19 protein-coding genes and 1 pseudogene are annotated in these 25,828 nt (G+C 32.2%); 5 read left to right on the top strand and 15 right to left on the bottom strand.

Going from position 1 to position 25,828, the window contains the following annotated elements; genetic code table 11:
- The first annotated feature begins 91 nt into the window (after positions 1 to 91).
- The 3 genes from CLOCEL_RS07695 to CLOCEL_RS22255 all read left to right on the top strand — a co-directional run bounded on the left by CLOCEL_RS07695 (position 92) and on the right by CLOCEL_RS22255 (position 3,657).
- Complete coding sequence (locus CLOCEL_RS07695; protein ID WP_010077518.1) at positions 92 to 2,662, top strand: SpoIID/LytB domain-containing protein; 2,571 nt, start codon at positions 92 to 94, stop codon at positions 2,660 to 2,662.
- 215 nt (positions 2,663 to 2,877) lie between these two features.
- Entirely contained in the window at positions 2,878 to 3,198 is a 321-nt protein-coding gene (locus CLOCEL_RS07690) for an MCP four helix bundle domain-containing protein (protein WP_081446449.1), read from the top strand.
- Between the two features lie 291 nt (positions 3,199 to 3,489).
- A complete protein-coding gene (locus CLOCEL_RS22255) occupies positions 3,490 to 3,657 on the top strand; it encodes a methyl-accepting chemotaxis protein (protein ID WP_081446474.1) in 168 nt (55 codons plus the stop codon).
- Here CLOCEL_RS22255 and CLOCEL_RS07685 read toward each other — a convergent pair.
- Entirely contained in the window at positions 3,650 to 4,423 is a 774-nt protein-coding gene (locus tag CLOCEL_RS07685; protein WP_010077520.1) for a sirohydrochlorin cobaltochelatase, read from the bottom strand. The genes CLOCEL_RS22255 and CLOCEL_RS07685 overlap by 8 nt on opposite strands.
- Positions 4,424 to 4,683: 260 nt before the next feature.
- On the opposite strand from CLOCEL_RS07685, the pseudogene CLOCEL_RS07680 reads away from it, so the two are divergent.
- Positions 4,684 to 6,114, top strand: a pseudogene (locus tag CLOCEL_RS07680) (urease accessory protein UreH domain-containing protein); the annotation flags it as partial.
- Between the two features lie 266 nt (positions 6,115 to 6,380).
- On the opposite strand, the gene CLOCEL_RS07675 reads toward CLOCEL_RS07680, so the two are convergent.
- The 8 genes from CLOCEL_RS07675 to CLOCEL_RS07640 all read right to left on the bottom strand — a co-directional run bounded on the left by CLOCEL_RS07675 (position 6,381) and on the right by CLOCEL_RS07640 (position 15,748).
- On the bottom strand, positions 6,381 to 6,755 hold the full coding sequence (locus CLOCEL_RS07675) for a four-helix bundle copper-binding protein (protein ID WP_010077522.1): 375 nt from the start codon (positions 6,753 to 6,755) through the stop codon (positions 6,381 to 6,383).
- 477 nt (positions 6,756 to 7,232) lie between these two features.
- Positions 7,233 to 9,689 carry a heavy metal translocating P-type ATPase gene (locus CLOCEL_RS07670; protein ID WP_010077523.1) on the bottom strand — a complete coding sequence of 819 codons (2,457 nt, stop codon included), beginning with the start codon at positions 9,687 to 9,689 and terminating at the stop codon, positions 7,233 to 7,235.
- 187 nt (positions 9,690 to 9,876) lie between these two features.
- The gene (locus tag CLOCEL_RS07665; RefSeq protein ID WP_010077524.1) at positions 9,877 to 10,596 is read right to left on the bottom strand and encodes a hypothetical protein; all 720 of its coding nucleotides are present in this window, start codon (positions 10,594 to 10,596) and stop codon (positions 9,877 to 9,879) included.
- A gap of 273 nt (positions 10,597 to 10,869) precedes the next feature.
- A complete protein-coding gene (locus CLOCEL_RS07660; protein ID WP_010077525.1) occupies positions 10,870 to 11,676 on the bottom strand; it encodes a phosphotransferase in 807 nt (268 codons plus the stop codon).
- A 123-nt stretch (positions 11,677 to 11,799) separates the two neighbouring features.
- Positions 11,800 to 13,161 carry a sensor histidine kinase gene (locus CLOCEL_RS07655; RefSeq protein ID WP_010077526.1) on the bottom strand — a complete coding sequence of 454 codons (1,362 nt, stop codon included), beginning with the start codon at positions 13,159 to 13,161 and terminating at the stop codon, positions 11,800 to 11,802.
- Positions 13,161 to 13,844: a response regulator transcription factor gene (locus tag CLOCEL_RS07650; RefSeq protein ID WP_010077527.1), complete on the bottom strand. Its 684-nt coding sequence runs from the start codon at positions 13,842 to 13,844 to the stop codon at positions 13,161 to 13,163. Before CLOCEL_RS07650 ends, CLOCEL_RS07655 begins: the two co-directional genes overlap by 1 nt.
- A gap of 520 nt (positions 13,845 to 14,364) precedes the next feature.
- Positions 14,365 to 14,778: a YgaP family membrane protein gene (locus CLOCEL_RS07645; protein ID WP_010077528.1), complete on the bottom strand. Its 414-nt coding sequence runs from the start codon at positions 14,776 to 14,778 to the stop codon at positions 14,365 to 14,367.
- Between the two features lie 73 nt (positions 14,779 to 14,851).
- Positions 14,852 to 15,748 (bottom strand): ribokinase, encoded by an 897-nt coding sequence (locus CLOCEL_RS07640; protein WP_010077529.1) that lies wholly within the window; start codon positions 15,746 to 15,748, stop codon positions 14,852 to 14,854.
- Positions 15,749 to 16,583: 835 nt separating this feature from the next.
- Here CLOCEL_RS07640 and cooS point away from each other — a divergent pair.
- The gene (cooS, locus tag CLOCEL_RS07635; protein ID WP_010077532.1) at positions 16,584 to 18,503 is read left to right on the top strand and encodes an anaerobic carbon-monoxide dehydrogenase catalytic subunit; all 1,920 of its coding nucleotides are present in this window, start codon (positions 16,584 to 16,586) and stop codon (positions 18,501 to 18,503) included.
- A gap of 239 nt (positions 18,504 to 18,742) precedes the next feature.
- Here cooS and CLOCEL_RS07630 read toward each other — a convergent pair whose 3' ends face one another.
- From CLOCEL_RS07630 to CLOCEL_RS07605, 6 genes are all read right to left on the bottom strand, one after another.
- Positions 18,743 to 20,647 carry a heparinase II/III domain-containing protein gene (locus tag CLOCEL_RS07630; protein WP_010077533.1) on the bottom strand — a complete coding sequence of 635 codons (1,905 nt, stop codon included), beginning with the start codon at positions 20,645 to 20,647 and terminating at the stop codon, positions 18,743 to 18,745.
- Between the two features lie 317 nt (positions 20,648 to 20,964).
- Entirely contained in the window at positions 20,965 to 21,795 is an 831-nt protein-coding gene (gene kduI / locus CLOCEL_RS07625) for a 5-dehydro-4-deoxy-D-glucuronate isomerase (protein ID WP_010077534.1), read from the bottom strand.
- A 159-nt stretch (positions 21,796 to 21,954) separates the two neighbouring features.
- Positions 21,955 to 22,953, bottom strand: coding sequence for a LacI family DNA-binding transcriptional regulator (locus tag CLOCEL_RS07620; RefSeq protein ID WP_242655237.1), 999 nt, complete (start codon positions 22,951 to 22,953; stop codon positions 21,955 to 21,957).
- 248 nt (positions 22,954 to 23,201) lie between these two features.
- Positions 23,202 to 23,816: an HD domain-containing protein gene (locus tag CLOCEL_RS07615; RefSeq protein ID WP_010077536.1), complete on the bottom strand. Its 615-nt coding sequence runs from the start codon at positions 23,814 to 23,816 to the stop codon at positions 23,202 to 23,204.
- A 295-nt stretch (positions 23,817 to 24,111) separates the two neighbouring features.
- On the bottom strand, positions 24,112 to 24,849 hold the full coding sequence (locus CLOCEL_RS07610) for an ABC transporter permease (protein ID WP_010077537.1): 738 nt from the start codon (positions 24,847 to 24,849) through the stop codon (positions 24,112 to 24,114).
- Positions 24,839 to 25,756, bottom strand: coding sequence for an ABC transporter ATP-binding protein (locus tag CLOCEL_RS07605; RefSeq protein WP_010077538.1), 918 nt, complete (start codon positions 25,754 to 25,756; stop codon positions 24,839 to 24,841). The genes CLOCEL_RS07610 and CLOCEL_RS07605 overlap by 11 nt, the downstream gene beginning before the upstream one ends.
- Positions 25,757 to 25,828: the final 72 nt, after the last annotated feature.

Genomic DNA, 25,828 nt, shown 5'->3' with positions numbered 1-25,828 from the left:
GTAAGAATTAAATCATAAGCAAATATATAACAATTTATAACTACTAAATTAGTTGCTATTTTCAAGATGATTAAAACTAAGGGGGATTAAAATGAGACACAAAACACGAAGACTATGGTCTTTTGTAACAGCTTTTATTGTTATGCTATCCTTTATGTCCTTTGTAAGCGTAAAGAGTGTACAAGCTTACACCAATGCTTCTATATTTAAGAGTGTAAAAGTTGGATTGGTAAGTATGTCCTCAACAAACTTAGCTGCCGTTTTAAATGGAGATTATACCCTTAATGGTATTAATCAACCTACAGGTACATTACTAACTTTTAAGATTTCTAATGGGCTTATAAATGTCAATGGAAAGGATTATTTAGAAGTTCAGCTCCAACCAAAGACTTCCTCAGACTTTATTGCTCTTACCAGTGGTACAACAACCTATAAATATTATGGGGATTTTCTATTTAAGGTTACCTCTGGGAAAATATTACCTATAAATTCTCTAGATATAGAAACCTACCTTAAAGGTGTTGTAGGTTATGAAATGTCTGATTATTTTCCTATTGAAGCATTAAAAGCTCAAGCTGTGGCAGCACGAAATTACGCTTTATTCAAATTAGGTGCGGAAGCTTCAAAAGGTTATGATTTTGACGATACAATTTCGTACCAAGTTTATAAAGGCTTTGATGAAAATCTTAAAAACGTAATAAGAGCTGTAGATGAAACAAGATTTGTTGTTCTTCTTTATAATGACAAGCTTGTTGAAGCTTTATATTCTGCATGGCATGGTGGTTATACAGAGGAAGGTGTAAACGTTTGGGGAAGTTACTATCCATATTTCAAAGCTAAAGTAGATAGCTCTGAGGCTGATCCTTGGCCAAATGGCAACAGAGTATTCACAAATACTCAAATAGATTCTACATTGAAAGCAAGAGGTTGGCTTCTTTCTACAGATACATTTATGCAACTGGATTTATCATCAATCACACGGTTTACCAGTAGTAGAGTAGCATCCATTAATATAATTTATCGTGATAATCTTGGTGTTACCAAAACCAAAACTGTTACAAAAGATAAAGCAAGAACTTTCCTTGGTTTACCAAGCAGTATGTATACTGTTCAATATAACTCTACAACAGGAACTTATACATTTTCTGGTAAAGGCTATGGTCATGGCCTTGGTATGAGTCAAATTGGTGCTAAAAATAGAGCAGCAAGCGGACAAACATACGAACAAATTCTTAAATTTTATTATGATGGAAGCTATCTTGAAAATCTTACTCCAAAGGCTTCGATTTCTAGTTTTACTTTAAACCAAACTGAAATGTATACCATGGACACAGTAAATATTTCTACTATAGGTACTGGTGGCTCTGGTGAGTATCTGTATAAATATCAAATCCTTAAGGACGGTATTGAAGTTAAAACTACGGACTTTACTGAAACTTCCACTCTAGCTTACCAAGCTTCAGAACCTGGAAACTATGAAGTAATTTCCCACATTAAGGACAAGCTTTCTTTATTGACCTATGATGAAAAACAATCGAAAATCCTTAACGTAATTAATAGGCCTGAAAGTTTAATAAGCTCAGTAAATCAAAGCGCTTCCCAAATTCTCCTTGGAGAAACAGTTTCTTTTGAAGCCTTTAGTACCCTTAATGGCTTATATAAATTTGATGTAATCAAAGATTCTAATATTGTTTCTTCTGGGACTTTTGGAACTACAAACAGTTTTGTATATACAGCAACTTCACCAGGCACCTACACACTAAAGATTTACTCAAAACATCCTGAATCAATAAATAGCTTTGATGATTCAAGAACTATGAGTTTCACAGTATTCTCTGTTCCTGAAGTTTCAGTTTCACAATCTGGTAACGGGGCTGTTATTACTGGACAACAAATAGATTTCACTAGCACTGCCACTTTAGGTTCTGGAAGATATCTATATAAATATGTGATAACAAACAATGACTTAATAGTATTTTCTAATAATTTCAGTACTTCAAATACCCTAAGCTATGTTCCTTCAAAAAGTGGTGTGTACAACGTAAGTGTATATTTAAAAGACCTTGCATCCACAAAAGAATTCAATGATACTGAGACACTAACCTTTACTTCCTACGATGAGATGGAAATAGCTTCTGCAAAAACTATTGGAAAAATGTACAAAAATCACCCTATTACTATTTCATCTGATCTTCTTGGAATAAATGGATATGGCTACAGTTTCAAATATCAAATAGCTTTAAATGGCACTGTTATTTCTGAGCAAAGTATAGCTTCTGCTTCTCAGTTCTCCTTTACACCAACAGTAGCAGGAAAGTATACCATAAATTTATATGTAAAGAGTAATATATCGAAAAATTCATTCGATTCTGTAAAAACCTTTAGTATAGACGTAGCATCAGCTCCAATGGTTGTTTCAACTCTCCCAATTTCGTATGGAATGAGAGGAACAGATGTGGCAACAATCCAAAGTGGATTAACAACCCTTGGGTACTCTCCTGGAGTTATAGACGGAATATATGGTTCAAAAACCTACTCAGCTGTTATAAACTTCCAAAAATCTGTAAGCTTAAAGGCAACTGGTTCTGTGGATGTCACTACCTTTAATGCTATGAATAATGCTTTGATAAGCATTGCTGAAATCAAAACTATATACTATTAATAAGCCTGTCTCCATGAATCATCTTTATGGAGACAGCTTTATTATTACATAGCTAAGCTTTTGGAAGAAAAGTTACCAAACATTACAATTAACGTTACCCTTAAGTCTTGTCGCTTTTTATCGGCAATGTATTGCAAATTAGATTTTAGCCTAAGAGGCAATAGCATAAACTTATTTAAAAACATGAGACTCGTACTTAATCATTAAGCTTTCTTATATTTCTTTTAATAATCGATATTTCTGCTATTAATCAAGTATCAGTAGTTAATTCTAAACTTATGGAATTAAATGATTCTAGATTAATCCCAATAGTTAAATTACAAGATATAAAATCAGATATAGAGTATATTCGTTCTAAATCAAACGCTCTACTTGATGCAGGTAATGATGATACTGTAAAACAACCAATACAAGATGCCATTAAAACTCGTGTAACGGAAGCTACTGGAAAATTATCTGAATACAAATATAACGAGAGTTTCGAAACTTTTTTTGAAACTTTTAATGCTTTTAATATTATCAATAGTTGTAACTAGCTCAATCACAGTTCCAGTTAGAAGAGTTACTTCAAAGTTAAAGGAAATCTCCAATAATGGTGGTGACTTAACTTAAAGAATAGGTTATGAAAGTAAAGATGAAATAGGTGAACTTAGTAAAAATTTTGACTTATTTGTTGGTAAGCTTCAAGGAATTATAAAGGATGCTACTGAAGACGAAGCTAAGAAAATCTCTGAAGTTGTTTCTTCTATAACAGACATCGCTTCTTCTTCGAAGAAAGTATTAACAATGATAAAAGAACTAGATCAATTCTCTAAAAAGTTGGAGAAATTACTCAAATAATAACTGCCATCTCAGAACAAACAAATCTTTTAACTCTTAATGCTGCCATTGAAGCAGCTCGTGCAGGGGAATCAGGCAAAGGCTTTAACGTCGTAGCAGAGGAAATCAGAAAGTTATCTTATGAGACCAATAGTGCTACTAAAGAGATTATTTAATTTTATCTATATATATATCTTGAAATTCTCTAATCTCACCAATACCTTTAAGATAAATGGTGACGTTAATGCCATTTTTTATTAGTATTGATTTCCAGGAATTATCCCTTTCAGAAATTATATCTTCAAGGGCATGATTTCCCGCTACAAGCATAAAGGGCATCAAAATAACCTCTTGGATTTGATTTTTCTTTAGACTTTCTATTACATCCATTATTCCTGGCTTCCCTTTTATTGTTCCAACGTAACCTTTAAAGAAAGCTTTGTCTAAATGCTTTTGAAGGGTTAAATAACTTTCTTGAGCTTGATGATCACTTCCATGTCCAACCATCACTACCGCCTTATGATCATTAAATTTTTGAAAGTGATTCTTCAAAATTTCAGCAACTAAGCTATAGTCTTTATTCTCATATAAAAGTGGTCTTCCAACTTCTAACTTCTCAAACCTTGAATTATAATCTTCCGCCTCCGCTAAAAGCTTTTCATATTCACTGCCTGGTATTATATGTAGTGGCTGAATAAAAACCTCCTTAAACCCTTCTGCTAAAAGTCTTTCTAAGGCTTCTCTAGGAGAATCAATATCAATTCCTTCATTATCTTTAATTCTCTTTATGATCTTGAAAGAGGTAAATGCCCTTTTAACCTGATAATTATTAAATTTTTCTGATATTCTATTTTCCAATGGTTCTATACTATTTTTCCTTGCCTCAACATTGCTTGTTCCAGAGCTTACAATGAGAATTGCATTTTTTTTCTTATTATTCATAGCTTTATGTACTCCTAAATTATTATTTATATTATTATACTCTAAAATCTTATCTAAAAATTTATATTTTTATTATATATATTGCAATTAAGTTTCTACACCAAAACTAGTTATCTTCTAGGTTATTGAATATCAATCAAATGTAGAGTTATTATTGCAACTTATATAATTAAAAGTTCTATTTTATCTTCATATTATCAACATAACTACTTTGTATAATTTCTTTATGTATAGATTTAAAACTCTCTAGGAGGAATTTTATGAGTATTCAGAAGAAAAGATTCAACGTATATAATATGACCTGTACCTCTTGTGAAAACCGAGTAGAAAAATCAATTAAAAAATTAACTGGTGTAGAAAATGCCAAAGCCGATTATAGTAAACAAATAGTAGAAGTTCTGTATGATGATTCTTATTGCAATGGTGAAAAAATTTGTGAAGCTATAGAAAAAGCTGGCTATACTGTACAAAAACCGAAAAGTTTCACCTTTATAGGTATCTTAATCATTGTGGCTGCTATCGTAATCCTTGGATTTAATACTAGCGGTTTTGATATGGAAGAAAAGCTTAATGCTGGTTCCTATGCTGTAATCTTTATGGTAGGGGTTCTGACTTCTATTCACTGTGTTGGTATGTGCGGTGGAATCATGCTTTCACAAAGCTTAGGAAAGGAAAGTCAAAGTAAATTTGATGCAATTAAACCAGCTCTACTATATAACCTTGGAAGAGTTATTTCTTACACCCTTCTTGGAGGAATAGTTGGTGCTCTTGGCTCTGTTTTTTCATTATCACTTACTGCACAAGCTGTTATGCAGATACTTGCAGGAGTATTTATGCTTATAATGGGATTAAATATGACTGGCTTTAGTCTATTTAGAAAAATCAATCTAAAACTACCTTACTCAGCTTGTAAATTTAAACATAAATTTAAATCTTCCTTTGTAGTAGGAATTTTAAATGGACTTATGCCATGCGGACCTCTTCAAACTATGCAGCTTTTTGCCTTAGCCTCAGGTAGTGCCTCTAAAGGTGCTTTATCAATGTTCTTGTTCTCCATTGGAACTGTACCTCTTATGTTGACCTTTGGAGCTTTATCTGGGTTATTAAGCAAGAACTATACAAAGAATATACTTAAGTTCAGCGGAGTTCTTGTAATGGCTTTAGGTCTTATTATGGGAAGCAGAGGCTTAATTCTTGCTGGTGTAAATATACATCCAATGAAATCAACTACGAGTTCTGTAGCTTCATCAAAGGAAAACTCAACGGACTCTTCAAAGAAAAGTGGCAGTAACAATAATAGTAATACCAATAAAAATAATTCAGCAGTAGTAGAGAATGGAGTACAAACAATTACTATGACTGCAAATAATAGAGGTTATAGCCCTAATGTTCTCTATATTCAAAAAGGAATACCTGTAAAATGGATAATAAAAGGCGAGCAATTAAACTCTTGTAATAATGCTGTTGTTTCTAAGGCATTAAATCTACAAAAGAAATTGCAAAAAGGTGAGAACGTTATAGAATTCACCCCAGGCAACGAAGATATAAACTTTAGCTGCTGGATGGGTATGATAAGCGGAGTTATCAAGGTTGTTGATAATCTAGACACTACCGCTGAATCAAATACTTCTTCAACTTCAACAACTTCGACTACTGTAGCAGGTAATAAAACACCAAGTTGTTGTCAAGTTGAATAATAGGAAATACCTCTTCCTGCTATTACAAGGTTTAATAGTAGTAAGCACCACTTAAAGCTGCTGCAAAATTAAATAGCAAGAAGCGCCTCTTCAAATGGTTGTAAAGTTAAATATAAGTATTACTTAATAAAAAGAACGGATCAAAGTGGCAAAGTCATTTAATTAACAAAATGGTTTTGCTTTAATCCGCTCTTTTTTTATTTCTCAGAGAGGTTTGCAACGAACTCTTTGTAACTATTGCCATACCTTCTACTTTTGTTCTACATATTAGCCATGTCTCTGCACATATCAGCACACATAGAACAGGTATCTGCACAAGATTGACAATGAGCATCCTTAAATATACTACATTCTGTAGCACATCTTTCGCAAATTGTAGCGCAAGTATCACATATTTCTCTTATGCTTCCACTTCCCCTAGACATAAAACAAGCTGCTGTAGAGCAAATTTCAGCGCAATCTTGAAGAGTTTTAATACAATTTGCTCTTGATCTTAACAAATCTGCTTCTTGAAGACATAAGGTAATACATTCTTGGCATATTTGAGTGCATTTCATACATGCATCAATACATTCTTGATGTGGGTTTCCATTTGCCATTAGTGACATCGTTGGCATGTTCATTGTTATTTGCATAGTTGTTTCCTCCTAAAATATTATTTAATCCAAGATATATTATCTGCATTTCAAAGCCAATTATCCTCTAGTAAAATTGACAATTAAAACCACCACCGTTATATATATGACCTAATAAAGAAAATACCTTTATTTTGATTACGGTATTTAAATTAAATGTAGAAACTCAAATGAATCTTATATATATGTTTCATTATTGAAGCTACATCAAAAGTCTATATGATTATTGAAATATCAATAATCTATGTGTAGAATCTTTATTGAAACATATATACAATAGAAATTAATTCTTTACTGCTATAGAAAGTTTTACTGCACTTCGTTAGATTAATCCATTTGCACAAAAAAATTAAGGATAAAAAATCCCTAGAAAGATTTCTTATCCTTATTAATAGCATTGAATAATATTTTTATATTGAATTCCTACCACATTGGTAAAAGCAATATAGGCTTTTAATCAGAACATATCTATTTTTTTTATTTTGCTGGCTTAAAGCCTTTTAATCTTAAAGCATTTAACAATACAGAAACTGAACTAAAACTCATAGCAGCTGCTGCGATAATTGGGTTTAATAGAGGTCCTCCAAAGATATATAGTATTCCCATGGCTACTGGAATTCCTAATATATTATAACCAAAAGCCCAAGCCAAGTTTTCTTTAATATTTAGAATTGTTTTTTTACTTAACTCAATAGCTGTTGGCACATCCATTAAATCACTTCTCATAAGAACTATATCCGCTGATTCCATAGCCACATCTGTTCCTGAACCAATAGCGATGCCTATATCTGCTTGTGCAAGAGCTGGCGCATCGTTTATACCATCACCTACCATTGCAACTTTTTTTCCTTCGCCTTGAATCTTTTTAACTTCATTAGCCTTATCTTGAGGAAGAACTTCGGCAAGAATCCTATCGATACCAACTTGTTTTGCAATAGCTTCAGCGGTTTTTTTATTGTCACCAGTAAGCATAGCTACCTCTATCCCCATCTTATGAAGCTTCTCAATTGCTTTCTTACTATTTTCCTTAACAGTATCGGCAACAGCAACTATACCAGCAATTTTATTATCAATAGCTACATACATTGGTGTCTTACCTTCATTTGCAAGACTATGAGATTTTTCTTCTAAATTATCAAAAGAAATATTTCTATCAACCATAAGCTTTCTATTTCCAAGTAAAATATCTTTTCCATCTATCTTAACTTCGATTCCGTGTCCTGGTATAGCTTTAAAGAAATCTAGCTTTAAAATTTCTAAGCCCATTTCTTCTGCACCTTTTACAATTGCTTCTCCTAAAGGATGCTCTGAACCCTTTTCTGCTGAAGCAGCTAATTGTAATAAATATTTTTCATCGATATTCTCAGCAGTAATTACATCTGTTACAACTGGCTTACCCTCGGTAATTGTTCCAGTTTTATCAAAGACTATTGTATTTATTTTGTGAGATGTTTCAAGGGCTATTCCACTCTTTATTAGAACCCCATATTCTGCACCCTTACCAGTACCCACCATAATAGCTGTTGGTGTAGCCAATCCTAAAGCACAAGGGCAAGCAATTACAAGAACGGATATAAATATTGTTAAAGCAAAAATTCCTGTTTCTTCACCTATAAAGTACCATCCTAGAGCTGAAAGAAGAGCTATAGCCATAACCACTGGTACAAAGTATCCTGAAATTATATCAGCCATTTTGGCAATTGGAGCCTTTGAACCTTGGGCATCTTCAACTAATTTTATAATTTGAGCTAAAGCTGTATCCTTACCAACCTTTGTAGCTTTATATTTTATAGTTCCATTTTTATTGATACTTGCTCCTATTATCTTATCACCTATGGTCTTTTCTACAGGTATACTTTCTCCTGTAAGCATAGATTCATCTACAGAGGTGATACCTTCTATTACTTCACCATCTACAGGCATCCTTTCCCCTGGTTTCACTATGATAATATCGCCAACTTCAACTTCTTCAATAGCAGTTTCAATTTCTTTTCCATCTCTAAGCACAATAGCTGTTTTTGGAGCAAGTCCCATAAGGGTTTTTATAGCCTCAGAGGTTTTGCCTTTTGTCACTGCCTCTAGATATTTTCCAAGAGAAATTAATGTTATAATAACTGCCGCTGATTCAAAATACAAATCATAAGCATAATCTATATTGCCTCTAAATATCTCAAAGGTAGCATAAATACCATAGAAGAAAGCAGCGGAAGTCCCCATTGCAATTAGCGAATCCATATTAGGACTTCTTCTAATCAGAGACTTAAAACCTACTGTGAAAAATTTATAGCCTGCCACCATAACTGGTAAACACAATACAATTTGAACTATTGCAAAAGTTTTTGGATTTATCATTGGATCAATAAATTGTGGAAGGTTAAACCCAATAAGATAACCAAACATATGACCCATAGTTATAATAAGTAGTGGCACAGTGAAAACTGCTGCCATAACAAATTTTCTCCATAAAAGTTTTATCTCTTTTTCTTTTCTCTCTTTATCTGTATCCACAGAAGTTTCTTCTTCTATGGCCTTGTATCCAGCTTTTTCTATAACTTTCTTTATCTCAGAAACTCTTACCTTTGAAGAGTCATAGCTTATGTTTAATTTCTCTGTAGCGAAATTCACTTCTGATTCAATAACTCCATCGAGTTTTTTTGTAACTCTTTCAATATTTTTAGCACAAGCTGCGCAAGTCATTCCTTCAATATTTAAGGTTTTCTTTTTTGACTCAATTATCGCCTTATAACCTGCTTTCTCAATAGCTGCTTGGATATCTGGAACTGATACCTTTGAATCCTCAAAGCTAATATTGAGTTTTTCCGTTGCAAAATTTACACTAGCTTCAGTAACACCAGGCAATTTTTTTGATACTCGTTCTACCGCTTTTGCACAAGCAGCGCAGGTCATGCCTTCTATCTTAAAACTTTTATCCAATATCTTCACCTCTCTAATAAAAAATATTTTATTTCTTTTGTAAAACTTTATTCACCCCACACCTTGGGGGTGGTAATCTATGAAAATTTTACTTAACTTCCTCACCTCTTTAATAAAAAATATTTCATTTCTTTTATAAAATTTTATTCTCACCCACCCCGAGGGGGTGGGTATTCTATAAAAAAATTTATTTTTTTATGTCAAATATTTTAACTATCTGGTCTGGAGTCTTGCCCATCCCCATATCATCTTCAGTGGCTTCTTTAAATACCCAGCCTGTTCCTTCAAGCTTTGTTATATCTAAACCAGCTTCTACTAAAGGTGCTGCTTCTAAGGCAAAAATCATATCCGCATTGTTTAATCCAAGTTCTTCAGTCCATTGAACTTGATTACCTTCTCCTAAAGTTAAAGAATAATGCTTTTGCTCCTCATGATAGTCTATCATTTCATTATCTGCTTTAAGAACTCTTCTCATAGCATCTGATGCTCCATTTGAATTTTGCTTTTTATCACTTACATTATACGGCTTAATTAACCTATTTGGCAAGTCTTCTCCTTTTTCACCTTTACCAGCTGGTTCGTAAAGCCATTGTTCTTTATCAAGTTTCTCTATATCAAGGCCAGCCTCAACAAGTGGATCTGCTAACATTACCATTGCAAAGTCTGCTTTATTTGCTGACATATCTTTGCTCCACTCAAATTTTTCTCCTGTATCAACGCTAAAACCCCAATGCTGTAATGCATTATGAAAACTCATATTTTCTGGATATGCTTTAGTAATTTCATTGAAAGCGTTAAGGGCATTGTCAGCTTTTTCACTTCCTGTTTTACTTCTACTGCACCCTGTAACGGATATAGCTAAAACTGCTGAAAATATTAGCGCAACGATTTTCTTTGTTTTTTTCATATAGTTACAACTCCTTTTAATACAAATTAGTTGTTTCAATAGAAATCCTCGTAGGTCTTCAAATTGAAACACTTATATATTATCTAAATATTGTGTAGTTAATATGAAGAAACTTAAAATCATTTTTGATATTAAACAAAGTCTATATTTTAATATAGTGTTGAAATATATCCACCTATAATGCTCAATAAAAGAACATTATGTACTAATATTATGATTATAAAATAGTATACAGTGGATAAGTGTCTTAAAATATGCCTTAATGCTACCCATTTATAAATTTTCAAAAATCACATTCTTTAACCAATTATTTTCGTATTTTGAATTGTCAGTTTCACATGATAGATTATCATCTAGCCTACGAATAGCAGCAAGTGGTAAGTATTTCAGTATTTCATGCTTATCAATATTTGCGTATTGGCAATAATATTTTAAGTATTCATTTGAAAATTCCTTAGTTATATTCGCCATATTTTCTCCATATATTGCCTCAATGGAGGGTGAATTTAGTGTTAAATAACTCCAACCAACATCTAGCATTGGGTTTCCTGAGCAGCAGCCATTCCAGTCAAGTATAATATATTTATCACAATCTACAAGGATATTTAAGGGATGAAAGTCTCCATGGCAAAGTTTATTTTCAATAGGTATACTATTAATTAACTCTTCCACCTTTTTAATATCTTTTTCTAAGTTGTTTCTCATTCTTGAAATCCGCCAATGAAACATACTATTCTGTGTAGGTAAATTATCTATATAGCATTGGTTAATTTCATAATGTACTCTCGCAAAATTTGCTGCTATATTTGATTTATCAGTGGTTTCTATTAAAATTTCTGCCAGTGTTCTCCCATATGCACGTTCATATACTATTGCTAACGTGTTGTTTAACTCTATTGTTTTAATGTATCTAGGTATACCTAATTTTGTCTCGTTTAACATTCTTCCAATATATTCTTCATTTTCTATGACTTCAGTATGAACATAAGGTTTAAAAACCTTAATAACTTCATTATTTGTCCATTCATAGACATCTGCAGTACCACCACTACCAATTAGTTTTCCCAGTGAGTTTTCCATTACTCATCCTCTCTTACATCATCATAAATTACTATTGTTCATTAGATTATAGTTTTTCTCGATGCTTATTATAACATAACTTACAAAACATTACACATGCTGTGCATATATTGGTTCTCTATTTTAAATTATCTCTTTTTTAAAATAAATAGCAAAAACCGTACCTTTATTTTTTTCACTTCTCACTTTTATCTCTGCTGAATGAAGGCTTAATATTCTCTTTACTATTGCAAGGCCAATACCACTACCTTCAATCTTATGTCTACTCTTATCTCCTCTATATAGATGTTCAAAAATAAAAGGTAAATCCTCTGTATCTATGCCAATGCCAGTATCCACAACTTCTACTATGCCAAAACCAATCTCTTCTTTTAGTGTTACCCTTACAGTTCCATTTTTCGGAGTAAACTTTATACTATTAGACAAGAGATTTATAAAAACTTGTTTTAACTTATCTTCGTCTCCTAAAATTATTAAGTTTTCCTCTTGTATATCTATTTGGAAGTCTATCTCCTTTTCCTCAGCAGTTAGAGTAAAATCTCTACAAACATAACTAAGTAACTCTCCAAGGTCAACCATTTGAAAATGCAGATCTACTTCCTCATCAACTTGCTTAAGGGAGTTTAAATTATTTAAAAGCTTTCCAAATCTAATTACCTCTTCATTTAATGCAATTAACCCTTCCTCTGTAACAGGCTTGATTCCATCAATCATAGCCTCTAGGTTATTTTGAAGAATATTTAAAGGAGTTCTTATTTCATGGGATATATCTGATACCAAACGTTTTCTCAACATTTCTTGGCTGGAAAGCTTACTACCAAGGTCATTAATATTATCTATTAAATCCTTAATTTCATAAATATCCGTAGTTATATTTAATTGTGCTTGATAGTCCCCTTTCGATAACTGAATAGACCTATCAGCTACAGCTTTTATAGGGGCAGAAAACTGTTTTGCTACTAGAAGACTTATTATTGTTATTATAATTATTGCAGCTATAACACTTATTATAATGCTCTTGTTTATGGTTAATTTAAAATTAACATCTTCCTCAGAAAGCAGTATAGGTGAATACTGTCCAATAATTAAATATCCTTGAGCCTCTCCATTAATTTCTATTGCTAAGGTATTAGTGGTATAAACTCCTTCACTTGTGCTTAACATCACATGGTCTGCATGTTCAATATCATTAGGATCCATTTCCCATATTATATTTCTATTCTTATCAAGAAGAGATAAACAGTAATTGCTCATATAGGCTTCGTGAAGCATTTCTTTTCCTGAACTTTCTGTCCATTTTCCATCTCTTTGATATATCTGCTGAAAGTACTCAACTAATCTAATATTCCTCTTTTCTTGTATGTCATTCATATAATTATTAAATGTTTTGTTAACAGCTATATTAACGAAAAAAGCTGATATAACTAAAGCAATTATTGCACATATCACAATAATGACATTTAATCTTTTTCTGATGCTTTGCATTAATTTTCACCACCAAATTTATATCCTATCCTTGTAACTGTCAGTATATACCTAGGTTCCTTACTATTCTCTTCTATTTTCTTACGTAAATTTTTTATATGCGCATCAATGGTTCTATCAGAACCCTCAAAATCCATGGTAAAAACCCTTTCAATTATATCTTCCCTGGTAAAAGCTCTCCCTCTATTTGCTGCAAGAAGATATAAAATATCAAACTCATTAGGGGTTAAACTTACTTCTATTCCATCTATTTTTACAGACCTATCAGTTTTATTAATTACTAGATGACTATTACTAAAGGAAAGAGCTTTAGGTTCTTCAACTCCAATTCTTCTAAATAACGCATTAACTCTTGCCGTTAATTCTCTAGGACTTAGAGGCTTTATAAGATACTCATCTGCTCCGATATTAAGACCTTCTATTTTATCACTTAAGGAAGCTTTTGCTGTAAGCATAAAAATATATACCTCAGATATCTTTCGAAGAATTTTGCAAACTTCTTCTCCTTCAATATCAGGAAGCATTAGATCTAAAATCACTAACTGAATATCATTTTTTTTAAATAATTTGATTCCCTCTAAGCCATTTTCAGCGCAATATACTCTATAGCCTTCTCTTTCTAAATAAGCTTTAGTAACCTCTAAGACACTTTTTTCATCTTCAATTATAAGGATGCCATTCATATTTTCCCTCCTAACAGCTTACTACAATTAAGTAATACTACAATTTAAAAAATTATCCAACACTTCTTAATGTATAAGTTCCAATAATGTTTCTACATTAAAATCTATGTAGCCCTAGTAAAACCAATACAGATTTTTAATGGACGTATTTATAAATCCTATTTATGGTTTTCCAAATAAATTACAAATACAATGTGATTACCCTAATTAAGTAGTTTTCGCAATACATTATCTTTTAAGCATAGCATTTCAATATGAATAAATAATGAAGACCCTTAATTTTCCTGTACCGAAATTTAAAAACTTTTCCTAATTATCCGCCACTAAAATTTAAGTGTCCCATCAAATAAATCAATTTATACAAGTTCCCTGATATATATGTTTCATACATCTAAAAATAACCTGATACTATTGAAATCAAAGAGTTTATGAAGAAATTTTATTGCAACATAGGTATAAAAAAATTACATTATGATTTAATAGCTTTCCTGTCAAATCATAATGTAGAATATTTGAAATACTAAAAAAGAAACCTGTTACATTTATTCTTATAATAAAACTTTTCTTCACCAATTTCGTCAGCAGTTCTAATTCCTAAGCTTCTAAAGATCGGAACTGGCGGACACCACCCCTGTAGTGCATGCTGCAAAAGAAAACCTCCAACTGCTCCTGTAACCATGAACCAACATTTCTTTTTAGTAGCTAACCCTAAAATACTGCTGGCAATAATAAGTGTGGCTGCGTTAGTTTCTAAAACTCTCTCAATATCCCATTCTTCATCTAACTGTTCAATCCTAGAATTAATAACTTTTCTTCCTTTATGCTTGTAATAATTTATATTGTCCTCAGTTCTTTGCCTTATTCTTTCGTTACACTTCCTACTTGTATAGATTTTTACTCTTTGAGCTGTAGGTGGTAATATACGCATCCTCATAATAGCACTCCTTATCTGTTTAAGTTTATCAATGCTTTTATTAGGGTTTCCAAAATTGATATTAACTCATACCTTAATTTCCACAATTATCGATAAACTCTTGTACTTCAGACATATATGGAATGGATGTGGTTGCACCTTCTCTTGATATACTAATTGAACTAGCAGCACTGGCATACTTCATGGCCAAAGCAGTCTCTATATTTTTTGACAAACAGGTTATGAAATAACCACAGAAGGTATCTCCTGCTGCTGTAGTATCCACTACTTTATTTTTATAAATTCCGAACTGGTTGTGCTCATCTCCCCCTTTATATACAGAGCCCTTCTCCCCTAAAGTTAAAATAATTTTTGCCTTTGGATACAATTGAACTAACCTTTCAACTATCTCTACAGGCTTTTGCTTCTTCGTTAAAGCTTCACCCTCCACTTCATTTAATATAAAAATATCCACTAAATCCAGTGGATAAGAAACCATAGCCTTTGTAATTGGTGAGGGATTAAATACTATGGTTAAACCTAATTCATCTGCTTTTTTAATAATATATCCTACATTGCTTATTTCATTTTGTATTAGTAAAAGATCTTCCTTATTAAAATTCATCAATACTTTATCCACATATTCATTGTCTATCTTTCCATTAGCACCACTATCAACGATTATTGCATTTTCCCCTTTGTCAGTAACTTGAATAATAGCGTGACCACTTGGCTCCTCCAGTCTTTGAAGATAATCAACCTTTACCTTGTCAACTTTTAAACACTCCTCCAGTAAAGCTCCATCATATCCTATAGCTCCTGCATGATAAACCTCGCCTCCAGCTCTAGCAATAGCAATAGTTTGATTTAAACCCTTGCCTCCTGGAAACAGCTTCATAGAATTTGAGGCTATAGTTTCACCAGCCTTTACAAAATTATTTACATTGTACACCTTATCTATATTTAACGAACCAAAATTTATTATTTTCATCTATGTACCTCCATTAGAACTATATATATTTCTCTTATATAGATTACCGATTCTCCCAGCCATCCTCTTTCATCTCTCGCCCAATAGACTATCAGAACCCTATATATATTCTTATCTTCAAGCCACCCACATTCATCTCTCATCTAATATATCAAAAACTTATCTAAATGCCCATACACTCATTTTAAGTTAACAGTTTGTTTCTTTGTAATATCATCAAAATATTTTTGAATATTTTCAGTTATGGCTCTGGTATCTATATATCCTACTTTTAAATAATATAGCTTTACCATATTTCTCTGCAACTCTGTATATTTAAAAAAAGACAGTAATACAATTCTCAGATATTAAAGCTCCCTTCCTTGCATCCATATATATTATAAAAATTACTACTCCAATTCCCCAATATCGAGAATCCCTTCCTTGTAATTATATTATCTAAAAGCATTTAATGAAAAACCTATAAATAGCATTTTGGGTAGCAAATTTAAAATAAAAATGCTACCCAAAATGCTACCTAACAAATGGCTTGGTTGAGCCATTTATAGCTATAGGTAGCAAAAGTAGCATAAAATAATAAATTATATGTATATATAGGGAGAATTTATATTCCTTTTTTCTAAAGATAGGGTCTTTATATTTTTAAAACTTGCTACCTCGCCCCAAAAACACCTTTAAACCCAGTGATAGAGCCATTTAAGAGATAGCATTTTTAGTATAAAAACTTGCTATTTAAAAATGCTACCTTTATCAAAAGATAAATAATTCGCATAAATACATAAATGCCTCCCCCCTTGGGGAAATTATTAATAAATAAACTTAAGGAAGTGACTTTATGAGTGAAACTATATTAGAAAAAACAGAAGGAAGAGTTAGCTATCACGATTCTGTTGAGGAAATGCTTAAGAGAATCCGGGAAGACGGAATGTCTAATGTATTCGATAGATATGCCTTACAAGAAAAAATAAGATGTAAATTCTGTCTCGAAGGATTAAGCTGTCAGCTCTGCTCTAATGGTCCATGTAGAATCAGTGAAAAAACTGGTCAAGACAAAGGGGTTTGTGGAATCGGCAACGATGCCATGGCAATGAGAAATTTCTTAATGCAAAATGTAATGGGCGCAGGTACATATAGTCATCATGCCTATGAAGCTTTCCGTACTCTAAAAGCAACAGCAGAAGGGAAAACTCCATTCCAAATCACCGACGTTGGCAAACTTACTTGGATGTGCGAAAAAGTAGGTATAAGCACAAGTCAAGATGTAAATCAAATGGCTCGTGAACTTGCGATTTTCCTTGAAGGCCAACAACATATCGGTATTGAAGAAAAAAATGTAATGGTTGAAGCCTTTGCTCCTAAAAAACGTATAGAACGTTGGAAGGAAATAGATATATATCCTTGTGGCACTATCCACGAAGAACAAAACTGCATTGCCAGCTGCTTAACTAATGTTGACGGCAACCATGTATCCTTAGCTATGAAAGCCTTGAGACTTGGAATAGCAACCATCTATAATAGCCAGATTGGTTTAGAAATGGTTCAAGATATTTTATTTGGAACACCAAAACCACATGAAGCTAACATGGACCTTGGCATAATGGATCCAGACTACATAAATGTAGTTTTCAATGGACACCAACCTTGGCCAGGAGTTGCTACACTTTTAAAAGCTAGAACAAAAGAAGTTCAAGATATGGCAAAGGCTGCTGGGGCAAAAGGACTTAGAATTGTTGGTTCGATAGAAACAGGTCAAGAATTACTTCAAAGATTTGAAGTTGACGATGTGTTTGTAGGACATATGGGCAATTGGCTTACAATAGAACCACTATTAGCTACAGGCACCGTGGACGTCTTTGCTATGGAAGAAAACTGTTCTCCACCTGCTATAGATATGTACGCTGAAAAATATCAAATAACTTTAGTTGCCGTAAGCACTATTATCGATCTTCCAGGAATTAAATATAAAATACCTTACGACCCAACAGAGGTTGATCAAATGGCAGACGAATTGATTAATCTTGCTATTGAAAACTTTAAAAAGAGAAAGGAAAGAAAGATAGTTCCAAAGGTTCCTCAAAAAATACAAAAGGCAATAACTGGTTTCTCCACAGAAGCAGTTCTAGGAGCTCTTGGCAACAAGCTTGATCCTCTTGTTCAAGTTATATCAGAAGGAAAAATCAAAGGAGTTGTAGCCCTTGCAAATTGCTCCACTCTAAGAAATGGACCTCAAGATTGGGTTACAGTAAATCTAACAAAAGAACTGATTAAAAAAGATATCCTAGTTGTTGCTGGTGGTTGCGGAAACCATGCTCTAGAGGTTGCAGGTCTTTGTACCCTTGAAGCTGCTAATGAAATAGCTGGAGAAGGCTTAAAAGCTGTATGTAATCTGTTAAAAATCCCTCCAGTATTAAGCTTTGGTACTTGCACTGATACTGGAAGAATCTCAATGCTTGTAACTGCACTGGCTGAACATTTGAATGTAGATGTTCCTGACCTTCCAATAGCCGTTACAGCACCAGAATGGATGGAACAAAAGGCAACTATAGATGGAGTCTTCGCCTTAGCTTACGGTACTTATACTCATTTATCTCCAGTACCGTTTATGACTGGAGCTCCAGAACTTGTAGCTTTATTAACTGAAAAAGCAAAGGGTGTAACTGGCGGAAACATAGCCCTTGGTGATGATCCTGTTCAAGTAGCCAAAAACATTGAAGCTCATATTATTGAAAAGAGAAAAGCTCTTGGATTGAATTAACTTATTAGATTAAATAAACCACATATCAAGATAAAGATACAGATAAAAGCTTACCAAATAAGCTTATTATGTTAAGTACCTTATTGTGTTCGGTAAACTTATTGACTTCAGTTAAATTTAATAGAGTCCTCAGTTCTAAAAAACTGAGGACTTTATTATTCTAAATATTCCATTCTGCTCTAGCCAGGCTTAATTCAAAAATATTTGAACAAATAAATTGTCTGTGTTTATAAGCTTGATTATTTGTCCATTAATCTAATTTTAAAACTATAGGCTTCAATATAACTTGCTTCAGCTAAAAATGAAGTTCTATATACAGTAGTTTCTTCTCCACTGTGATTCTTGAAATTACATTCTTCAATAATACACTGTAAATTTTCAGGATAAAGCATTTCTACTATAGAATTGTCAGCATTGATTCTAACTTTTCCCTTTTCAATTAATTCTGGCTTAACTTTCGTAATAAAGGCTTCTTTAATGATATTATTTGCTTTGTTAAGATTAAAGCTATCATTAATAGTAAGCTCTAGCAATTTATAATCCCAAATAAATTCTCTTTCAAAATTCACAAGAGTTTTTATCCTATATGCTCTTGTTAAATCCAATTTAAAAAGTATCTTAGAATCTGTGGTCTTATAATCTATTACTTTTGAGAATGACAATCTACCATACTTTTGCTCGCTATCATTAATCACTGGTACAGAATGTCCCAAGGATGAAGCTGTTAGGAAGTCATATCTTGTTTTATCATTAAAATATTCCTTTAAGTATTCTGGTGAACCTAAATCCATAAAAATATTTTCATTTTTATAATGAAGAATAAAATGTCCTAAATCATTATGATTATGTGGTTCATCATTATTTCCACCCTTAGCTGCAAAAGCTACAAAATTACCATTTATATTTCTTCTATCAACAAGCCATTGAGATTCTTTAAAATAAAAACTACCTGTTAAATAATTATCTTTATTTAAAACATGATCCTCTTCCTTGTTACTTTTTCCGTTATTGCTCATGGTAACTTTTTTTAATGCTGTGGGACCTTTGCTATCTTTATAAGTATCGCAATACCAGAAAATCTTTCTCACCATAGACGCCCATCTAAAAGCATGATCAGAATATAAACTGGTACTATTCTCATAGTTATAGCCTTCTATATCTAATTCAGCCTCAAGCTTTGCAAACAATCCACAATCTCCTTGCCATTTTTCACTGTCTGCATCAGAGAAATTAACAAAATCTCTTGAAGGAAATTGCAAGATCTGAGGAAGTCTAGCAATATGTTTTATCTTCTCATTATCTTTAATTAAAGATATTTTTCCACTAGTCCTATCTTTTAATAATTCAGCGAAGAATACATAAAAGCTAAAGCCATAACTCCAATAAGTTAATCCTTCTGCTGTTATACCATCTTCGTCAAAGCTATTAAGATAAGAATCAAAGCTTTTTATAACTCTATCTACTATGAACGAAAGTTCATCAATATCTTCGACTAAATAAATAGCCGTAGCTCCAACTGCTCCAGCACAAACTGATGCCCAATTCATTTCGGCAGTTTCCCACCAATAATTCCTGTTTTTAAAAGGATTAATTACCCTTCTAAATATTTCTTTCTTTAATCTGAATACTAAAAATTCATCTAATTCATCACCTATTAAGGATAATATCTCAGCAAAAAAGAAAGCATTTTCTGCTGCAAATAAAGCTACTGTTGTATCTGGTAACTCCCCACCTTCTTCAATATTCTCTTTTGATATATCAAAATGAGCAGGTAATTCCCAACTATAAAGATCGCACCATTCCCACAATTTTTCTTCTATGATAAATATATAGGCTTGATTTTTTTTCATTATATAATCTAATATTAATGAAAATAATTGCCTTCTTCTTTTAAAGTAAGCATTTTCAAAATGCAACCTATTCCCAGTATCCTCAAACTCTTTAAATATCTTAAAATTTATAATTGGTGATGGTTCTTTTAATGCCAAATTTGAGTTTAACCTTATTTCCTCAATCTGTGTCTTATGTTTCTCACTATTCATAATAAAATCCATAACGGATTTTTCACGTACCTCTGGAAATAAAACATAATCATTGTCATTACCATAAATTAAAGCTTTCTTTATCTCACGTAAATTAATCATATATCCTCCTACAACAAGTCTATAATTATTATAAAATCATTTATTATTTCGAAAAAACTGCAATCGCTTGTAAACATCTTGGAATAACTTTTTGTACTAGTTGATTTATGATATAAACTTTTCACTTTATTGAAATTACCAATCATATAATTTCATGAAGGTAACTGTAAAAATCTATATGTAAGAGCATCGAATTCAACTGGTAACAGAAAAATCATGGCAGGATATTTTTAAGGTAATTACTACCAATATAAATTCCACTCTTTCAACATTCCTACTAACGCTTCAAAACTTGTATATTTAGTTGTAATGCTTTATTATTTTAACTGATTTGTAGGCACTCCATCCATATCCGTAAAGGTTTGATTTTCTCCCACCATACCCCATATAAAGGTATAGTTTTTTGTTCCAACCCCAGAATGAATTGACCAACTTGGAGAAATTACTGCTTGTTCATTCTTCATTACTATATGTCTTGTTTCATCTGGTCTTCCCATTAGATGGAACACCACAGAATCATCATCCATATCAAAATATAAATAAACTTCCATTCTTCTATCATGAGTATGACAAGGCATTGTGTTCCAGTTGCTGCCTGGTTCTAAAATAGTCATTCCCATAACTAATTGGCAACTTTCGCAAACTGCAGGATGAACATATTGATTTATTGTTCTTTTGTTACATTCTTCATCAGTACCTGCTTTAACCTTGTTAGCTTTCTCTAAATCAATCTTAACTGTTGGATAAGCTTTATGTGCAGTACCACTATTTATATAAAATTTAGCTGGCTTATTAGAATCAAGACTTTCAAAGCTCACTTCTTTGATTCCCATACCAACATAAAGACCATCCCTTGAATTTAACTGATATTTTTCTCCATCAAGAATTACAACTCCAGGTCCTCCTATATTGATAACACCCATTTCTCTTCTTTCAAGGAAATAATCACAACCTAGTTCTTTACTTGCTGCTAAAGAAATCGCTTTATCCGTTGGAGTTGCACCCGCAATAATTATTCTATCAATATGGCTATACACCATTTTCATTTCACCTTTTACAAAAAGGTCTTCAATTAAAAAATGCCTTCTTAAATCTGATGTATCATATTTTTTTACATCTTCATAATGACTTGAATACCTAACATCCATACTTTTCCCCACTCTTTCCAATATACTTTATAATATCGTTAACGTTAACACATTCTCAAAAAAATATATTGTTAACATTAACGGAATTTTATATTTTGTCGTTAACGCTAACAATTTTTGATTCCATTATATATTGTATATACCTAGTAGTCAACCACATTATATTTCCCTGCAAGATTTTCTTATTACAAGCTTTGGTTCAAGAGTTATAACTTTATTTTTCACCGTTTCTCCATTAAGTTGATCCATCAACAGCCCTGCTGCCATTTGCCCTAATAACTTCCCATTTTGATCAACAGTAGTTAAGGGAATTGGAAGCATCGAACTTTGTTCAATATTATCATAGCCAGCTATACCCACGTCCTCAGAGATTTTAATGCCCTTTAGATAGCAATATTTAATTACTCCCATTGCCACAGTATCATTAATTGCAAAAATACAATCAACCCCTTTTTCAAGTAACTTTTCTGCTAAAATAAAGCCCTCTTCAAAGGTAGCATTGCTGTATATCACAATATTCTCATCAAATTCTATATTATTATTTTTAAGAACTGTTTTATATGCCCTAAACCTTTCGTTAGAAGCTGTTGACCTTTCTCCACCGAGTATAATACCTATCCTTCTATATCCTTGCTTTATAAGATGTTCAACAATCTTTGTACCTCCATAATAGTTATCGCTAGAAATAAAACTCACATCTAGACCTTCAGCATAATTGTCCGCCATAACCATTGGAGTTATCTTTGCTATCTGCTCATAATCTTCCTTTTGTGGATTAACAGGCAGAATTATTATCCCATCACATCTTCCTTCAGTAAGAAAATCTAAATACCCTTGTTCATTAGTTTTTTTTCTGTCGCTATTACATAATACCAATCCATATCCAAGGGCTTCAATATAAGAACTGACACCCTTGCTTATATTAGCGTAGTACTGATTTGTGATATCAGGAATTATTAGTCCAACCATCTTTGTTTTCTTCGTAATCAAGCTTCTCGCAGCATTATTAGGCTTGTAGCCAAGTTCTTGGCAAGCCTTTAATATTCTCTCTTTCGTTTCTTGGGATATCTCAGTGCTATTATTTAGTGCTCTTGAAACAGTCATTGCAGAGACACCACAATATTTCGCAACATCCTTTATAGTAGCCAAATACTTCACCCTTTACTGCTTTTATTGATTTTTTTGTAGCTATATATAAATTTTCACAAAGATTCTTCATAGTTTATATTAATTTTGTCATATGTCCATAAAGTTTTGATGAAGTTTCATTAGCTTAACTTATATATGATAAAATCATACCAAAAATATATAGTATATTCAATCAATCAGCTTTTTAATGCTAATCCCCTTGTAGCAACTACAAATCTTATAATCCAAAAATATAATATAGTGACTATATTTTCATTCTATTTTAATCCAAAGGTATTCTCAGCTGCACCAGGTAATACTTGATAAATTGAACTTCCTATTTTATCTTCAAAATATTCTTTTATCTTAAAAAGCTCTTCCCATCTTAGAAGAGTGTATTGGTTAAAACCATATCTGCGAGCTATATCTACTAACCTTTGTTCCATTAAGCAAAATCCTGTTGGCAAAGCTAAGGCATCACAAAGTTGAACCAGTAAATCATAATCATCGTAAACTATAGAATCTAGATAATTTTCGATAAAATCGTATTCTTCTTTACTCATATCCATTTCCCCAACAACGGATTTTATATCCTGTATACTATATGAATGGGTGATGCATATTTTAGCTACATCATCCCAACCTTGGCTGATGCAATAATCATAGCCTGCAATTGTGTGTTTTTCTTTTACTATTCCAACTCGTCTACCAATATCGTGTAGTAATCCTAACACATAGGCTTTTTCGCTGTCTAAACCTTCACAGTGCTCTGCTATATTTTTGCAAGCTAAGGCTACGTATTCTGCGTGTTGTACCCATTGTCCTTTGTTTAGTTTTTCTGCTTCCTTTAAAGTTTCTTGGGCTATGGCTTTGCTTGGGTATTTGTTGCTCATGATATCACTCCTTTTTGTATTTTCATTAAATCACCCTACTTGATTATTCTTATAGATAATTTTACATTAATATTAAAATTTTATAACTATATTATAACCCTTATTTATTATATTTTCTCTTTAGCTTCAAAACTGCTCTGAAATTTCTGAAGAAATACATGAATCTGAATCAACTAAAAAAAGATCCTATTTCTACCTATATGTGAATAGTAGGAATAGGATTTTTTTAAATTAATAGCTTATTTTTTACTGCCATTATACTTATGACACCTTAGTCAGACTGAACTTATTGATATTATACAATATCTTTTTTATTGAAATAAGTAAATGTAATTATCATGAAAATAATAAAATAAGTTATTAGTACTATTGTAGAAGAAGCTTTTGTAGCATGAGCTGGTAAATTATTAAAATCCATAACAGAAAATAAATAAAATTTTGAAAACCATTGTATTTTACTTTGAATTAACGCTCCTATCAGCTGGCCTATGGTTTGAAGACCTATTCCAAATGATATAGCTATTGCTGATGATTTTGTTAACACCGATAGCATAAATGCTATTGTTACTAAAAATACTAAAGGTAATATAGACCCATTTACAAATGTAGAAATCAAATGTGCTAATTGTGTGCCCTTATCATAAAACCCAAAACTAGCTGTTCCCAGTGCTAAAGCAGCTATAAACACTCCTAGATATTGTGCAATTGCTAAAAGAAATACTGTGATATATTTTGAAAATAAAATTTTTGTTCTGCTATGAGGCTTTATCATTAATTGCTTTATGGTTCCCTGTGAAAACTCTCGTGGAAGTATTTCTCCTGCATAAATTATACTAAATATGAGTATTAACAGTCTCAATCCATTTAAAGCGCTAAATGCAAAATCTACTCCACTTTCTGGTTTTGTTTGGCTATAAAAAGCATTCACTATATACATCATAATTGTTATGAAAGTATTTATACCTAAGAATATATAAATTTTCTTTTCATATAGATATTTTCTAAATTCATTCCCTATTAATTTAACGACCATAAACTGCACCTCCTGTAAGATCTAAAAATATATTTTCTAATGATTCCTTACCAAAGCTTGCGTTATAAACCTCTATGTCATTATAAAGCAATACTTTTAGAATCATAGGTACGTCTTTCTTTTCAGTCTTAACCTTTAAAATCTGATCCTCTATTTCTACGTCTATCCCTTTTATCTTTTCTTTTAACAAAACTTTTGCAACTTCTAAATTATCTGCTTCTATTTTAAGCCAAGTATATGATGTTTCTCTATTATTAAGGTCTACTGTTTTAACAAGTTCTCCCTTTTGGACAATTCCAACCCTATCACACATAAGTTCTACTTCCGAAAGCATGTGACTTGACACCACTACCGCTATATTATCTTTGTGTGCCAGTTCTTTTAAATATTCCCTTAATTCTTTTATCCCTGCTGGATCTAGTCCATTTGTAGGTTCATCTAGGATAAGAATCTTCGGATTATGAAGCAAGGCTACTGCAATTCCTAGTCGTTGTCTCATACCTAGTGAATATGTTCCAACCTTCTGATTTAAAGCATTTTCAAGCTTTACTAGTTTTACTACTTTCATAATTCTCTCTTCACTAACATTATCATACATCCTAGAAAAATATCTTAGATTTTGTATTGCTGTTAAGTATGGGTAGAGTTCTGGATTTTCAACTATTGCACCTATCTGTTTAAGCCCTTCTATCTTATTAGTTTTCATGCTTTTGCCTTCAACTAGTACATCTCCTTCTGTTATACCTATAAGCCCTACTATCATACGTATTGTTGTTGTCTTTCCTGCACCATTGGGTCCTAAAAACCCAAACACTTCACCTTTTTTGACTCCAAAGGATAATTTATTTACAATTGTTTTATCCTTAATTTTTTTAGTAAGCCCTTTAAGCTCTAATGCATATTCCATTGATTTTCCTCCCTAATGTTATGTCTTTCATAGCCTTATAATAATATACACACCTTAATTTCATCTTTATAT

Origin of the sequence: Clostridium cellulovorans 743B (assembly GCF_000145275.1) — a bacterium.
In the GTDB taxonomy this organism is placed as follows: domain Bacteria; phylum Bacillota; class Clostridia; order Clostridiales; family Clostridiaceae; genus Clostridium_K; species Clostridium_K cellulovorans.
This window is presented reverse-complemented; position numbering and strand designations above follow the sequence as displayed.

Excerpts from the sequence above, each read along its gene's own strand:
- CLOCEL_RS07610 (WP_010077537.1), bottom strand. The coding sequence starts at position 24,849 with ATGGTCGTTAAATTAATAGGGAATGAATTTAGAAAATATCTATATGAA.
- CLOCEL_RS07655 (WP_010077526.1), bottom strand. The coding sequence starts at position 13,161 with ATGCAAAGCATCAGAAAAAGATTAAATGTCATTATTGTGATATGTGCA.
- CLOCEL_RS07605 (WP_010077538.1), bottom strand. The coding sequence starts at position 25,756 with ATGGAATATGCATTAGAGCTTAAAGGGCTTACTAAAAAAATTAAGGAT.
- CLOCEL_RS07660 (WP_010077525.1), bottom strand. The coding sequence starts at position 11,676 with ATGGAAAACTCACTGGGAAAACTAATTGGTAGTGGTGGTACTGCAGAT.
- cooS (WP_010077532.1), top strand. The coding sequence starts at position 16,584 with ATGAGTGAAACTATATTAGAAAAAACAGAAGGAAGAGTTAGCTATCAC.
- CLOCEL_RS07650 (WP_010077527.1), bottom strand. The coding sequence starts at position 13,844 with ATGAATGGCATCCTTATAATTGAAGATGAAAAAAGTGTCTTAGAGGTT.
- CLOCEL_RS07630 (WP_010077533.1), bottom strand. The coding sequence starts at position 20,647 with ATGATTAATTTACGTGAGATAAAGAAAGCTTTAATTTATGGTAATGAC.
- CLOCEL_RS07685 (WP_010077520.1), bottom strand. The coding sequence starts at position 4,423 with ATGAATAATAAGAAAAAAAATGCAATTCTCATTGTAAGCTCTGGAACA.
- CLOCEL_RS07675 (WP_010077522.1), bottom strand. The coding sequence starts at position 6,755 with ATGCAAATAACAATGAACATGCCAACGATGTCACTAATGGCAAATGGA.
- CLOCEL_RS07615 (WP_010077536.1), bottom strand. The coding sequence starts at position 23,816 with ATGAGCAACAAATACCCAAGCAAAGCCATAGCCCAAGAAACTTTAAAG.
- CLOCEL_RS07645 (WP_010077528.1), bottom strand. The coding sequence starts at position 14,778 with ATGAGGATGCGTATATTACCACCTACAGCTCAAAGAGTAAAAATCTAT.
- kduI (WP_010077534.1), bottom strand. The coding sequence starts at position 21,795 with ATGGATGTTAGGTATTCAAGTCATTATGAAGATGTAAAAAAATATGAT.
- CLOCEL_RS07640 (WP_010077529.1), bottom strand. The coding sequence starts at position 15,748 with ATGAAAATAATAAATTTTGGTTCGTTAAATATAGATAAGGTGTACAAT.
- CLOCEL_RS07665 (WP_010077524.1), bottom strand. The coding sequence starts at position 10,596 with ATGAAAAAAACAAAGAAAATCGTTGCGCTAATATTTTCAGCAGTTTTA.
- CLOCEL_RS07695 (WP_010077518.1), top strand. The coding sequence starts at position 92 with ATGAGACACAAAACACGAAGACTATGGTCTTTTGTAACAGCTTTTATT.